General features: G+C 52.4%; 13 protein-coding genes. 12 read left to right on the top strand and 1 reads right to left on the bottom strand.

Translation table 11 applies throughout. The annotated features are described in order from the left end of the window. The first annotated feature begins 163 nt into the window (after nucleotides 1-163). From TY09_RS05060 to TY09_RS05025, 8 genes are all read left to right on the top strand, one after another. On the top strand, nucleotides 164-1,405 hold the full coding sequence (locus TY09_RS05060) for an aromatic amino acid transport family protein (RefSeq protein ID WP_009064704.1): 1,242 nt from the start codon (nucleotides 164-166) through the stop codon (nucleotides 1,403-1,405). Nucleotides 1,406-1,424: 19 nt separating this feature from the next. Beyond that, the gene (locus TY09_RS05055) at nucleotides 1,425-2,315 is read left to right on the top strand and encodes an acetamidase/formamidase family protein (RefSeq protein WP_042431659.1); all 891 of its coding nucleotides are present in this window, start codon (nucleotides 1,425-1,427) and stop codon (nucleotides 2,313-2,315) included. 230 nt (nucleotides 2,316-2,545) lie between these two features. Next, on the top strand, nucleotides 2,546-3,382 hold the full coding sequence (locus TY09_RS05050) for a DNA-3-methyladenine glycosylase family protein (protein ID WP_042431657.1): 837 nt from the start codon (nucleotides 2,546-2,548) through the stop codon (nucleotides 3,380-3,382). A 119-nt stretch (nucleotides 3,383-3,501) separates the two neighbouring features. Beyond that, the gene (fba, locus tag TY09_RS05045) at nucleotides 3,502-4,440 is read left to right on the top strand and encodes a class II fructose-1,6-bisphosphate aldolase (RefSeq protein WP_009064806.1); all 939 of its coding nucleotides are present in this window, start codon (nucleotides 3,502-3,504) and stop codon (nucleotides 4,438-4,440) included. A 410-nt stretch (nucleotides 4,441-4,850) separates the two neighbouring features. Then, on the top strand, nucleotides 4,851-6,083 hold the full coding sequence (gene gltS, locus TY09_RS05040) for a sodium/glutamate symporter (protein WP_042431655.1): 1,233 nt from the start codon (nucleotides 4,851-4,853) through the stop codon (nucleotides 6,081-6,083). 130 nt (nucleotides 6,084-6,213) lie between these two features. Then, nucleotides 6,214-6,795: a DUF4830 domain-containing protein gene (locus TY09_RS05035; RefSeq protein WP_042431653.1), complete on the top strand. Its 582-nt coding sequence runs from the start codon at nucleotides 6,214-6,216 to the stop codon at nucleotides 6,793-6,795. A gap of 241 nt (nucleotides 6,796-7,036) precedes the next feature. Continuing rightward, complete coding sequence (locus TY09_RS05030; protein WP_042431651.1) at nucleotides 7,037-7,774, top strand: pseudouridine synthase; 738 nt, start codon at nucleotides 7,037-7,039, stop codon at nucleotides 7,772-7,774. A gap of 202 nt (nucleotides 7,775-7,976) precedes the next feature. Beyond that, on the top strand, nucleotides 7,977-9,089 hold the full coding sequence (locus TY09_RS05025) for an ABC transporter ATP-binding protein (protein WP_042431650.1): 1,113 nt from the start codon (nucleotides 7,977-7,979) through the stop codon (nucleotides 9,087-9,089). A gap of 162 nt (nucleotides 9,090-9,251) precedes the next feature. On the opposite strand, the gene TY09_RS17560 is transcribed toward TY09_RS05025, so the two are convergent. Next, on the bottom strand, nucleotides 9,252-9,764 hold the full coding sequence (locus TY09_RS17560) for a helix-turn-helix domain-containing protein (RefSeq protein ID WP_052335557.1): 513 nt from the start codon (nucleotides 9,762-9,764) through the stop codon (nucleotides 9,252-9,254). 275 nt (nucleotides 9,765-10,039) lie between these two features. Between TY09_RS17560 and TY09_RS05015 the strand changes: the two genes are divergently transcribed. The 4 genes from TY09_RS05015 (at nucleotide 10,040) to TY09_RS05000 (ending at nucleotide 12,899) form a co-directional block, all read left to right on the top strand. Beyond that, nucleotides 10,040-10,981 carry a threonine ammonia-lyase gene (locus tag TY09_RS05015; protein WP_042431649.1) on the top strand — a complete coding sequence of 314 codons (942 nt, stop codon included), beginning with the start codon at nucleotides 10,040-10,042 and terminating at the stop codon, nucleotides 10,979-10,981. 157 nt (nucleotides 10,982-11,138) lie between these two features. Next, complete coding sequence (locus TY09_RS05010) at nucleotides 11,139-11,621, top strand: RidA family protein (RefSeq protein ID WP_042431647.1); 483 nt, start codon at nucleotides 11,139-11,141, stop codon at nucleotides 11,619-11,621. A gap of 254 nt (nucleotides 11,622-11,875) precedes the next feature. Beyond that, the gene (locus tag TY09_RS05005; protein WP_042431645.1) at nucleotides 11,876-12,400 is read left to right on the top strand and encodes a hypothetical protein; all 525 of its coding nucleotides are present in this window, start codon (nucleotides 11,876-11,878) and stop codon (nucleotides 12,398-12,400) included. Then, complete coding sequence (locus TY09_RS05000) at nucleotides 12,387-12,899, top strand: hypothetical protein (RefSeq protein ID WP_042431643.1); 513 nt, start codon at nucleotides 12,387-12,389, stop codon at nucleotides 12,897-12,899. The genes TY09_RS05005 and TY09_RS05000 overlap by 14 nt, the downstream gene beginning before the upstream one ends. The last annotated feature ends 26 nt before the right edge of the window (nucleotides 12,900-12,925 follow it).

The raw sequence follows: 12,925 nt of genomic DNA, 5'->3' as shown, positions 1-12,925 counted from the left end.
AGAATCGCTGTGATATTTGGGTTCTTTCTCAAAGAGGATCAATGATTAAAAATAATTTTTTTTGAAGTTTTTTGTTGTCCTTTTGTTATCCCTGCCCTCTTATACTTTATGGTAAAGCTTTCGAAGGCGCGGCAAAACGATTATTATGATTGGGGGAACAACAATGGTAGTAGAAGAAACTCAAAAAGTTCAAGACACCCAGTTGGAGGAGGGTGCTCTCAAAACCACAAAACTGACGTTTTATGAGGCGATCTCTATCATCGTGGGGGCCAACATCGGTTCCGGAATTTTGGGGCTTGCTTATTCCACCCGTCTTGCGGGATGGCCGGTTCTGCTGCTTTGGCTTGTCGTGGCGGGCCTGTTTACCACGTTTTCCATGCTCTATGTTGCAGAAACCGCGCTGCGTACCCGCAAGCCGCTGCAGCTTCCCGGTCTGGCAGAAAAGTATGTGGGGAAAAGCGGCTCCCTTTTGATGTTCATTTCGGTATGTGCGAATTCCATCGGCTGTATGATTGCCTATACCACCGGTTCCGGCAATATCATCTGCACCCTTCTGGGGCTTCCCAATTGGGCCGGCAGCCTGCTGTTCACCGTCCCCTGCGTTCTGGTTGTCTGGTTCGGGCTGAAGGCCACCGGAATCTGGGAGAAGTTTATCTCTACCGGCATGGTGCTGCTGCTGGTGCTTATCGTCGGTGCGTCGTTTGTATCAGGAAAGGCTGACGCCAGCCGGGCGATCTATACCAACTGGACGTATGCGGTTCCCATTCTCAGTACCGCTATTTTCTGCTACATAGCGCAGTACACTGTTCCGGAGTTGGCGCGCGGCATGCGTCATACCCCGAAGAAGCTGCCCGGTGCGATCATGATCGGAATGTTTATCACCGGCATTCTGCTGGCGCTTGTTCCGCTGGCAGTGCTTTCGCTGACCGGCGCCGATGAGGTGACACAGGTTGCTACCATTGCCTGGGGCCAGGCACTCGGCACATGGGCCCTGTTTACCGCCAACATTTTCGCGTTGTGCGCGATGATGACCTCGTATTGGGCGGTCGGCGGAGCGATGCTCACCAATATTGTAGATATGTTCAAATTAAAAGACGAGCGGGAGACGAAAACCCGCCTCATCGCGATTGCCTGCACGGCGCTTCCCCCGTTTATTCTGGCGTATTCCGGGCTTGTCAGCTTTGTGGACGCCATTGGCTGGGCGGGAACCTTCGGCGGAGTGATCATGTCTATCGTACCGGTCAAAATGCTGCAAAGCGCCCGCAAGAACGGCGACATTGAGCCGGAGTGGCAGTGCGGCTGGTATGCAAAAAAACCGATTCAATATACGATGATCACCATCTTCCTGTTTGGGGCCGTCTATTACATCTGCTCCATGTTCGGGATTCTGCCCGCCGGCTGGTGATCGGAAAGGAAGTGCAGGTATGCGTGTCATTCCAAAGGATAAAGTGATTTTTCGGTTCAACCCCGAAAACAAAGCAAACTATGAAGTGGAGGACGGAGAGGTCTTCTGGGTGGAGGTGGACGACTGCTACAGCGGGCAGATTACGGACGCTTCCGTCAAACGCCCGGATATCGATATTTCCATTATGGATTGTGCCGTCGGCCCGATCAACGTGAAGGGAGCACGCCCCGGGGATACCCTGTGCGTGGAGGTGTTGGTCATCGATCTTGCGTCGCAGGGCGTGATGGTCACGTCTGTGGGCCTTGGGGTTCTGGGCGATCAGATCACGGAGCCGGATACGAAAATCATCCCGGTTCATGACGGCTTTGCCCATTTTTCCGAGGACATCAAGCTGCCGCTGACCCCAATGATCGGCGTGATGGGTGTTGCGCCCAAAGAGAAGGAGATCCACTGCGCTGTTCCAGAAGACCACGGGGCGAATATGGATACGAAGCTGGTCGCGGTCGGTTCCCGGGTTTACTTCCCCGTGGGTGTGCAGGGAGCGGGGCTCGCGGTAGGCGATATGCACGCGTGCATGGGCGACGGAGAGCTTTCGGGCACTGGAATTGAGATCGCGGGCAGAATGTGCCTGAAAACAACGATTTACCGCGACCGCCCGATTGAGCGCCCGGTGATTGAAACGACGGACGGCCTGTACTTTTTGGCATCCAGGCCGACGCTGGAGGAAAGCATCCGGATTGCCGCAAACGATACGGTGCAGTTTCTGATGAAAAAGCTCCGACTGAATTTTCCCGATGCGTACCGTCTGCTGAGCGCGGCCTGCGACGCGCAGATTTGCGAGGTTGTGGACGATAACGTGACGGTTCGGATTCATTGCCCGAAATTCCACACAGGAATTCAAACCCTGTAAAACGCCCTGCCGGCGAGAAATTTGGCAGCGCCGGAATATCAGACCAGTGTAATTTTATTTCATTGATCCATAGACTAGTCTCCTCAAATACAGAAAGCCGGGTTGCCCGTGGGCAATCCGGCCTTCTTCCTTTATCTGGCAGTTTCCTCCGCCCGTTCCCGTCTGAGGAAAAGTATGCTATAATGTTCACATTGTAGCGCCGCGCCGAGCGCGCGGCAGAGGAGGAACTCATGTTTTACCGAAAGACTTCGCATGGGATAGAGATCCCGTCGTCCCCCGATCTGGATTTGCTCCAGACACTCGACTGCGGCCAGTGCTTTCGCTGGCAGGTGCTGCCCGGCGGAGAATACCGCGGGATTGCCTGCGGGCGCACACTCACGATCACCGAGCAGAACGGGACGGTGCTGTTCCACGGAGTGACGGCGGCGGAGTTCGAAACAACCTGGATTCCTTACTTCGATCTGGATTTCGATTACGCGGCGGTGCGCGAGTCGCTGGCGCAGATGCATCCGGCGCTGCGGCAGGCGGCCGCATTTGCCCCGGGAATCCGTCTGCTGCAGCAGGACCCGTGGGAGGCGCTGTGTTCGTTTATTTTGTCTCAGAACAATAACATCCCGCGCATTAAGGGGTTGGTGGACAGGCTCTGCCAGCTGCTCGGCGAAGAGCACGACGGCTTTTATGATTTTCCGTCACCGGAACGTCTGGCTGTTCAGACGGTAGATTCCCTCGCGCCGGTGCGCAGCGGCTTCCGGGCCAAATACCTGATCGACGCGGCGCAGAAGGTGGCTGGCGGCGAGGTGGATTTAGACGCTCTTTTCCGCCTGCCGATCGATGAGGCGCGGCAAAGCCTGATGAAAATTTACGGCGTGGGGGAAAAGGTGGCGGAGTGCGCGCTGCTGTACGGCCTGCACCGGCTTGAAGCGTTCCCCATGGACGTGTGGATGAAGCGCGCCATGGCAGTGCTGCTGCCCGGCTATACTCCGCAGCAGCTTGGACCGTATGCGGGCGTGGCGCAGCAGTATCTGTTCCATTACAGCCGGTGTAATGCACAGCTGTTCTCTGCCTGAATGGCACAAAAATTCCATGGAAGATTTTATGGATATTTTTTTCACAAGCCTGTCTTTTCTTCCGGTTTATGGTATAATGACAATAACGTATTCTAAAATCATTCAGGAGTGTGATCCATATGCCATTGGTAAATACGACGGAAATGTTCAAAAAAGCCTATGAGGGCGGATACGCCATCGGCGCGTTCAACGTCAACAACATGGAAATCATTCAGGGAATCACAGAAGCCTGCCATGAGCTGAGAGCTCCGGTCATCCTTCAGGTGTCCGCAGGCGCGCGCAAATATGCCAACCACACTTATTTGACAAAGCTGGTGGAAGCCGCGGTTCTGTTGGACCCCGAGCTGCCCATCGCTCTGCATCTGGATCACGGCCCCTCCTTTGAGCTGTGCAAGGAGTGCATCGACGGCGGGTTTACCTCCGTCATGTTCGACGGTTCCTCCAAGCCCTATGAGGAGAACGTGGAGGAAGCCCGCCGCGTTGCGGAGTATGCTCACAAATACAATGTAACGGTTGAGGCCGAGCTTGGCCAGCTGGCCGGTATTGAGGACGAAGTGAGTGTGGATGAGGACAAGGCACATTTCACCGACCCCGATCAGGTAGAGGATTTTGTCAAGAGAACCGGCGTGGATTCGCTGGCGATCGCCATTGGAACCAGCCACGGCGCCTATAAGTTCAAACCCGGCCAGAAGCCGCAGCTGCGCTTCGATATTCTGGAAGAGGTTTCCCGCCGTCTGCCCGGATTCCCCATCGTACTGCACGGAGCTTCGTCCGTTGTTCCCCAGTTTGTGGAGGAGATCAACCGTTACGGCGGAAGCATGCCCGACGCGATCGGCATTCCGGAAGAAATGCTGCGCCAGGCGGCTACCATGGCTGTCTGCAAGATCAACATCGACTCCGACCTGCGTTTGGCCATGACCGCCAGCGTGCGCAAATATCTGGCGGAGAATCCTTCTCATTTCGATCCCCGCCAGTACCTCGGGCCCGCCCGCACCGCCATCAAAGAGATGGTCGAGCATAAGATCAACACCGTTCTGGGCTGCGCAGGCAAAGCATAAAGGGCCCTGGAAACAGCCGCTTTGGGCCGCGGATCAATCTGTGATAAAAAGTCGCTTCGGCGGGAATACAGTGTGAACTGTTTTAGCTCTCCGGGCAAGCCCCTTTGTCCAAAGGACAAAGGGGCTTTTTTTATACAGCATCTGTCGCTCTAAGATTGTTTGTCTTGCAAAAGGAGAACGGTGTTCCGTCTGTTTGCCCGTTGATTTTGGGCGGACGCGTATGCCTTTGCTCTGAGCGGAGGAGAACAGATCTTCCCCAAAAGGTTCATAATTGAGGCTGAACCCATCATATTTATTCAGACAGAGATACCGGCACAGGTACCCATACAGCCGCTGGATGCTGATCCGGCGGTTGAGTTCTCCTTGGCCCGGTGTGCAGGTGTCCGGATAAAATGGAGGGGGCTTGTTGTATGCGCGCAGAATTTGTTGATTCGGTATTGACCTTCTCGTTCGATAACATCGGCACGATGACTCTTGCGGCGATCTTCCTGCTGATCGGTTACTGGATCAAGAGTAAAGTTCATTTCCTCGAAAAGTTTTGCATCCCCGCTCCCGTGGTGGGCGGATTCTTATTCGTGTTTATTAATTTCGGCTTTTACTTAAGCGGAGCGGTCAGTTTTCAATTTGATTCCACGCTTCAGTCGGTCTTTATGCTCGCGTTTTTTACCACGGTAGGGCTGGGGGCCAGCCTGCGGGTGCTGCTGACCGGCGGTAAGCTGCTGGTGATTTATTGGCTGGTAAACGTGGTGGTAACGGTGCTGCAAACAGGCATTGGCGTCGGGCTTGGCCCGATGGTGGGGCTGCACGCGGCCTATGGAATTGTATCCGGCCCGGTGGCTCTGGTGGGCGGCCACGGCGGCGCGGCGGCCTACGGCCAAACGCTGGAAGCGATGGGCTACCCCGGCGCCAGTCTTGTCGGGCTCACGGCGGCTACCTTCGGTCTGATCGCAGCCAGCCTGATCGGCGGGCCTCTGGGCCGCCGCCTGATCATCCGGTATCGCCTGGAGCCAAAGCCGGAGGAGACGTTTGAGATCGACGTCGCGGGCTACGAAACGGAAGCGGCGGAGCGGCCGGAGATGGATTATGCCGCCACCATGAAAAACCTGACCGCGCTGATGCTCTGCATGACGCTCGGGGCGGTCATCGTCGGGTATTTGGGCCAGCTGGTTCACATGTCGATCCCCACCTATGTGGGCGCGATGTTCTTTGCCGTGCTGGTGCGCAACCTGAACGAGAAGTATCATTTTTACGAGTTCCGCATGGACTTTAACGACAAAATAGGCGATGTGACTCTGGGGCTGTATCTGTCGATGGCGCTGATGACGCTCAAGCTCTGGGAACTGGCCGCGCTGGCGCTGCCGCTGCTCATTGTGCTGGTCACGCAGACGGTGCTTCTGGTTCTGCTCACATATTTCGTGATTTTCCGGATTCTGGGCAAGAATTACGACGCGGCCGTCATGTGTGCCGGCCTGATCGGGCACGACATCGGCTCCACCCCCACCGCGGTAGCCAACATGACGACCATTCAGGAGAAATATGGCGAATCCCGCAAGGCGCTGATCATCGTTCCCATTGTGGGCGCGTTTTTGATCGATGTGTTCTATCAGCCATTCGTCATCTGGTGCATCAATATTCTGTGCTAACAGCTCTTCCGCTGCGCCGCTGTGCAGGGGATTTGGAACAACGGCGTAGATTTTTTCTTCGCATAAAAATGCTTGCATGAGCGCGCCGTGCCGTGCATATGTATTGGTATGAAATAAGGGGGAGAGAGCGATGTTCGTCGTATCTGTGAAAGCAAAGCGTAAAAATATCCTGTTGGTTATTTTCCTGATTCTGGTGCTGATTCTTGTTACGATTACCGCAGTGGTTGTTCATGGCTCCGGCAGCGAGGCGACAATGGGCGGCCAGAAATATAATCTGAAGGCGGAGAGCAATGAGGATCGCATTGCGTTTTTGACCCAATTCGGCTGGGAGGTTACGGAAGAACCGGTCGAAATCCGTGAGGTGACGATTCCGGCGACCTTTAACGAGGTATATGAAAAATACAATGCTCTGCAAAAGGAGCAGGGGCTCGACCTGACCCGTTATGCGGGCAAGATCTGCAAACAGTGGGTGTACCAGATCAACAACGCCACCGATCAGGGTTCGCCTGTTCGTGCCACCATGCTGGTTTACAGCGGCAAGGTGATCGGGGGAGATATCAGCTCCACCCCGCTGGACGGCTCGATGTGCGGATTTGCCGGCAGTGACCGTATCATGCCCGGCAATACGGCGCAGCAGCTCACCTCTTCGGCGGAGTCTGCCAAAGAGACGAATGTCAGCGAAATCCCCACCAACGCCTGGCCGACGGATTGACCTGGCGCATCGGATATCATTTTACATGAATAATTTAAAGCGCGGCGTGCGGGGAATGATTCTCCGCACGCTTTTCGTCTTGACGTTTCCCGCCTGCCCACGGTACAATAGAGCCGACAGCTTTACAAAAGGACATTTATTTCTTTCTCTGCCTGCGGCGAGGAAGAATTGCCGTATTCAGCCGGATGCCTGTTCGGTTGTCTGGCAATAGTAAGAATACAAAGGGCAGGGGGAAAGTACGATGGCGCTGGAACGGCTCGATAAAATACTGGCTTCTCAGAACATCGGCAGCCGCAAAGAAGTGGGCCTGATGATCCGCAAAGGGCGGGTCACGGTGAACGGAGCGGTGGTGGTGCGGCCGGAGCATAAGGCGGATGAGGAACAGGATGCGATTGCAGTGGAGGGCCGCGGGCTGGCGGTTTCCCGCTTTATTTACCTTATGATGAATAAACCGAAGGGCGTTCTGTCTGCTTCGCGCGATACCAGGGCCAAAACCGTTGTGGATCTGGTTCCGCAGGAGTGGCAGCGCCGGGGGCTGTTCCCGGCGGGCCGGCTCGATAAAGATACAGAAGGTTTGCTCATTTTGACAAACGATGGAGATTATGCACATAAAATGCTCTCTCCCAAAAAGAAAGTTGAGAAAATTTATGATGCCGTACTCGATCTTCCCATCGATTCACAGGATATCCTAGCCTTTTCTGTCGGAGTAAAAATGAAAGATTTCGAAGCGCTTCCTGCAAAATTGTCCGTTTTGCCCCCTGAGCTTGCCGACGCAAAAATCACGCCTTTGCAGCGTCAGGTACGCGTATGTATCTATGAGGGAAAATTCCATCAGGTTAAACGAATGTTTATGGCCCGCGGAAAAACCGTGCTGGCGCTGCGCCGCGTGCAGATTGGTTCGCTGAAATTAGACCCGAATCTTTCCCCTGGTGAAATTCGACAAATGACTGCCAAAGAAATTCTGGCGGTTTTCACCTGAAAAGCCTCCTTGTTTTTATCACATCTTTAGCTTCTTTATGGGATTTACCTAAACGCTCCATGCAAAGTTTGGGTAAAAAAGGTCTGTTAAAACCAGGGTGGTTCTGATATATTAATAATATCAAATCTTGCTATTCCATCAGGTTTTTGGCGTCAAGTGACGCCGTGCTTTCAGACTGATCCATATGCTCAGGAGGTTTATTATGGCAAGCTTATCACTCAGAAACATTTACAAGATTTATCCAGGCGGCGTGACGGCGGTTACGGATTTCTGCCTGGAGATCGAAGACAAGGAATTTATCATTCTGGTTGGCCCGTCCGGCTGCGGAAAATCCACCACGCTTCGTATGATCGCCGGGCTGGAGGAAATTTCCAAGGGCGAATTGTACATCGGGGACAAGCTGTCCAACGACATTGCCCCCAAAGACCGCGATATCGCAATGGTGTTCCAGAACTATGCGCTGTATCCGCACATGACCGTGTTCGATAACATGGCTTTCGGTCTCAAGCTCCGCAAGACTCCGAAGGATGAGATCAAGCGCCGCGTGGAAGAAGCCGCCCGCATTCTGGATATCTCTCACTTGCTCGACAGAAAGCCGAAGGCTCTCTCCGGCGGCCAGCGTCAGCGCGTTGCGCTGGGCCGTGCCATCGTCCGTGATCCGAAGGTCTTCCTGCTTGACGAGCCGCTCTCCAACCTGGACGCAAAGCTGCGCGCCCAGATGAGAACCGAGATCGCGAAGCTTCATAAGCGCCTCGGCACCACCTTTATCTATGTTACGCACGACCAGACCGAAGCGATGACGATGGCCGACCGCATCGTTGTGATGAAAGACGGCTTTATTCAGCAGGTCGATACGCCCCAGAACCTGTATGAGCGCCCGGTCAACGAGTTTGTGGCCGGCTTTATGGGTTCGCCGCAGATGAACTTCCTTGATGCGGTTCTCGGCAAGGACGGCGCACAGTACACGCTGACCTTCGGCAAGACGACCGTGAAGATTCCGCAGTCCAAAACAGAGGGGACTTCTCTGGATGAATATATCGGCAAGACCGTTACTTTCGGTGTTCGTCCTGAGGATGTTCATGACGAGCCCCAGTTCCTCGCGAAATCGCAGGATAGCCTGGCTACCGCGGACGTAGAGGTAACGGAGCTGATGGGTGCGGAAATCTACCTGTACCTTAACTGCGAGGGCAATTCCCTCACCGCTCGCGTAGATCCCGCTTCCACCGCGAAGCCCGGCGATAAAGCCAACATCGCGCTGGATATGATGAAGTGCCATATCTTTGATAAGGACACCGAGCTGGCGATTCTGAACTGATTTCAGATTTTCGTTGAGGGCGGAGTGTGTACGCACATGCCCTGGTTTCAATCAAACAGCAAACGGGCTATCTGTATGGATAGCCCGTTTTTCATCTGTCGACGGCCGGTTTTCTTCACCATATTTCAATCAGCAAAAGATGGGCTGGGTTACCGGGCAAAATTACTTTTGTCCGTACAGGTACTCTGCGCCGAGAATAACTCCTCCCACAACCAGTAAAAAAGCCCCAATACCAAATGGAATCGTTTTCCCGCTTTCTATAACTCCGGTGAGAAAAGCGCCTTTATCTGCATAGTACCAATTGTGGCGTAATATCCACCCGGTCGCCGCACCAATGGAAATCATGAAAGGAAACAAACTGGCTGCGCAGAGCCAGCCGCCGAACGTAATTCTTCTTTGACGCATTTTGCTCCGTCGCTGTGTATCCCCTTCCGGTTGGGATGTGGCCGATCGGACAGTTTCCATATCCGGCGTTTCCTGTTCCTCCAGCAGCAGATAATCGATAGAGACTTGAAATAATCGGCTGAGTTGAATGATTTTCTCTGTACCGGGCGTTGCTTCATTGGTTTCCCAGCGGGATACCGCCTGGCGGGAGAGCTTTAATTCTAATGCAAGGTCTTCTTGAGACAAGCCCAGACGCTTTCTCTGCAAAGCGATTTTTTCTCCTGTCTGCATGTGTATTCCTCCTCTTAATATGCTTATCTTATCATGCAGTAAACGGGAAGTACACCGCTGCAAGCTGGAATTTCCGCAATTTACGGTTGCATATGGCAGAAGTCCGATCTTGTTTTGTATGGAGCAGAAAATTTCACTTAAATACGATTTTTGATATAGGATGTTATAGAAAAAAGAATTTGCCCACCGCTCCGCCATATGGTATGGTAAGGTTATGAAAGTATGCCTGAAAGCAGAGGATGAACTAAATTAAAAAATGAATGGAGAGATTCAATATGGTAACAGCACAGGATGTCGCCCTGGCAAAAGAACGGATTGGTAAATATCTTTACGAGACACCGGTGATCCGGCTGCAGAATCTGGATGAAGCCCTCGGTTGTCAGGTCTATGTAAAAGCGGAAAATATGCAGAAAACTCATTCCTTTAAGCTCAGAGGCGCTCTGAATAAATTTCTGTCCCTTACGCCCGATCAGCTGGCAAAAGGAGTCGTGGCGGTTTCTTCCGGCAACCACGGCATCGGAGTTGCGTACGCCGCCAAGATGCTGGGCGTAAAGGCGACGGTAGTCCTTACTGACACCGCACCGGAAATCAAGATTAACGAGATCAAAGGCTTGGGGGCAGAGGTTCTGCTGTGCGAGCTGAACAGCCGTCAGGCGCTGGCGCAGAGCCTGGTGGACAAGTACGGGTATATCTTTATTCCGCCGTATGATGATGAAGCGATCATCGCGGGTCAGGGTACCTGCGGTGTAGAGATTGTCCGCCAGCTGCCGGACGTAGACGTGATCATGACGCCGGTCAGCGGCGGCGGGCTTGTTTCGGGCGTGGCCATCGGCGCAAAGGGCGAGAAGCCTTCCGTTAAGGTCATCGGAGCGGAACCCGCGGTCGTGGCGCGCTATTCCAAGAGTCTTGAGGCCGGTGAGCGGGTCAGCCTGCCCAAAGCCGCTTCTCTGGCGGATGCGCTGCTGGTTACCCAGCCGGGCCAGAACAACTTCCCGCTGGTACAGAAGTATGTTGACCAGGTGGTATCCACCAGTGAGGAATACATTGCCAAGGCGGCGCACTTTTTGAGCAGCGAAGGCAAGATCGTTGCGGAACCGGCTTCCTCTATCACCATAGGCGCCGTTCTGGAGGGAAATATCCGCTTTGAGCCGGAGCAGAAGGTTTGCTTCCTGCTGTCCGGCGGCAACACCGAGCTGTCGTTTTTGGCGTCACTGTAACATCCGCACAGTGGCTGAATCATTGAATCAATGACATACAATTTTCTGCCCTTGTTTGGGGTGAATTGAGCGTTTTTCAGAAAACCCACAGGGGTTTTGATTCCATTTGAAATCAATTGCTTTATGATACTTCTATTTTTAGAACAGGAGAATGACGATGAGCATTACGCAAAAGCTGAAAGAACTGGGGATTGAGCTGCCGGGTTTTAACCCGCCCGCCGCCAACTATTCCCCCGCCATCCGCACGGGAGATTTTATTTTCACCGCCGGCCAGACCCCGAAGCAGGGCGGCAAATTGATTATGACCGGCAAGGTCGGCGTAGAGGTAAGCGAGGAGCAGGCATATGAGGCCGTGAAGACCTGTGCACTGAATTGCCTGACGATTGTCGACTATTACGCCGGCGGACTCGACAATGTGGCGGATATCGTCAAGCTGACGGTGTTTCTTAACACGGAGCCCGACTTTGCAGACCACGCCAAGATCGGCAACGGCGCTTCCGACCTTTTTGTATCCGTTTTCGGCGCGCATGGCTGTGCGGCCCGCAGTGCGGTAGGGGTTGCTTCTCTTCCCGGCAACGCTCCCTGCGAGATCGAGCTGGTTGTCCGACTGAAGGATACATCTGTTCCGCCGAAGGGCTGAGTGGGCGTTTTCACACAATAAAAACAAAGCATCTCCGTTCCGGGCAGGCGCCTGGGGCGGGGATGCTTGCTTTTTGATTCCTAACGTACAGGCGGATTTGTAGCCGGATTTTCTTTTGCTAAAAAACTTAAGGCTATCGTTGATTATGATAAAGGATATTTAAAATATAAATAGCACATTTTCCCATTTATGGGTTGAGCTTCTATTTGTTATAGATATAATATATTTAATAATTAGATAAGGAGTTGCTAAAGATGAAAAAACGATTGATGTCTTTTTGTTTGTGCTCAGTGATTGCATGCTTATTAGCAGGGGCTGTATCTGCTGATGCTGCGGTTCAGCCAAGAGCGGGGGTATACACGTATCAAAAGTATGTTGAAAGTTCTTATTCCTTCGGTTACGGTACGCCCATTGCAGTAACCCCGCAAGTGAGAGGACCTGCTACGATAAACTACGGACAAAGCAGGGGTGTAACGAGTACATTTTCGGCTTCTCTAACCTCATCTGATATTAACTCAATCATAGCAAAATTAGGAACCAGTTACGCCAAGAGTGTATCTACTAACGAAAACTTTGGCACGACTTTTGCAGTAGCGAAAAATCAAGTGAGAAGAGTCTACTTTAAGCCTAAAATAAGAAATACGGCTGGAAAAATAGAAAAGTGGAAAACGGATGATACGGGATTACATTCTAAGTTGCTTTCTACTAAAGATGCAAGTGGAAAAGTGATATTAAAAGTAGGTGAATTTGCAGAAGGGGTATACTATGTCGCTCCTTAAAAAGGTTCATTCTATTCTAATTGCAGGCGTGTTTCTTCTTTTAGGAGTACTGTCTGCTTGTACACCGGAGGATACTACAGACTATTTTGATCGTCCCGACTTAGCGATACGGTCCTCTTTTACAGAAGATGATCGGGATCTAATCGTGGTTCTGGACAGCGTGACGTTTCATACCGGAAGCATCCTTTCTGTTGTATATCATCCCGGTGAAAAAAGTATTGCAAAGGTCATTATCGGAAAAAAATCCGAGAGTCAATATTATGTGGTAGAAAGAACACCTTGGTCTATGATTGGAAATGTTGAAACTGGCGGCGAGCAGTCCAAAATGGAGTATGCGGTGCATTCAACGCATGAAACTGACGGGGAAATCAAACGGTTTTGTGTCTGGCAGGGTTCCTACACGGAGGATGATCTGAAAGAGATATTGGCAGGTTTCGAACAAATAGACATATCGAACATCAAGGAGCCTTACCCCAATGTCTATTTGGTATATTATTAAATTTTTTTATGTAGAAATTTTTTTGC

Source organism: Faecalispora jeddahensis (genome assembly GCF_000577335.1).
Taxonomy (GTDB): domain Bacteria; phylum Bacillota; class Clostridia; order Oscillospirales; family Acutalibacteraceae; genus Faecalispora; species Faecalispora jeddahensis.
Note: the sequence above shows the minus strand (reverse complement) of the source record. Positions and strands in the feature narration are given on the sequence as shown.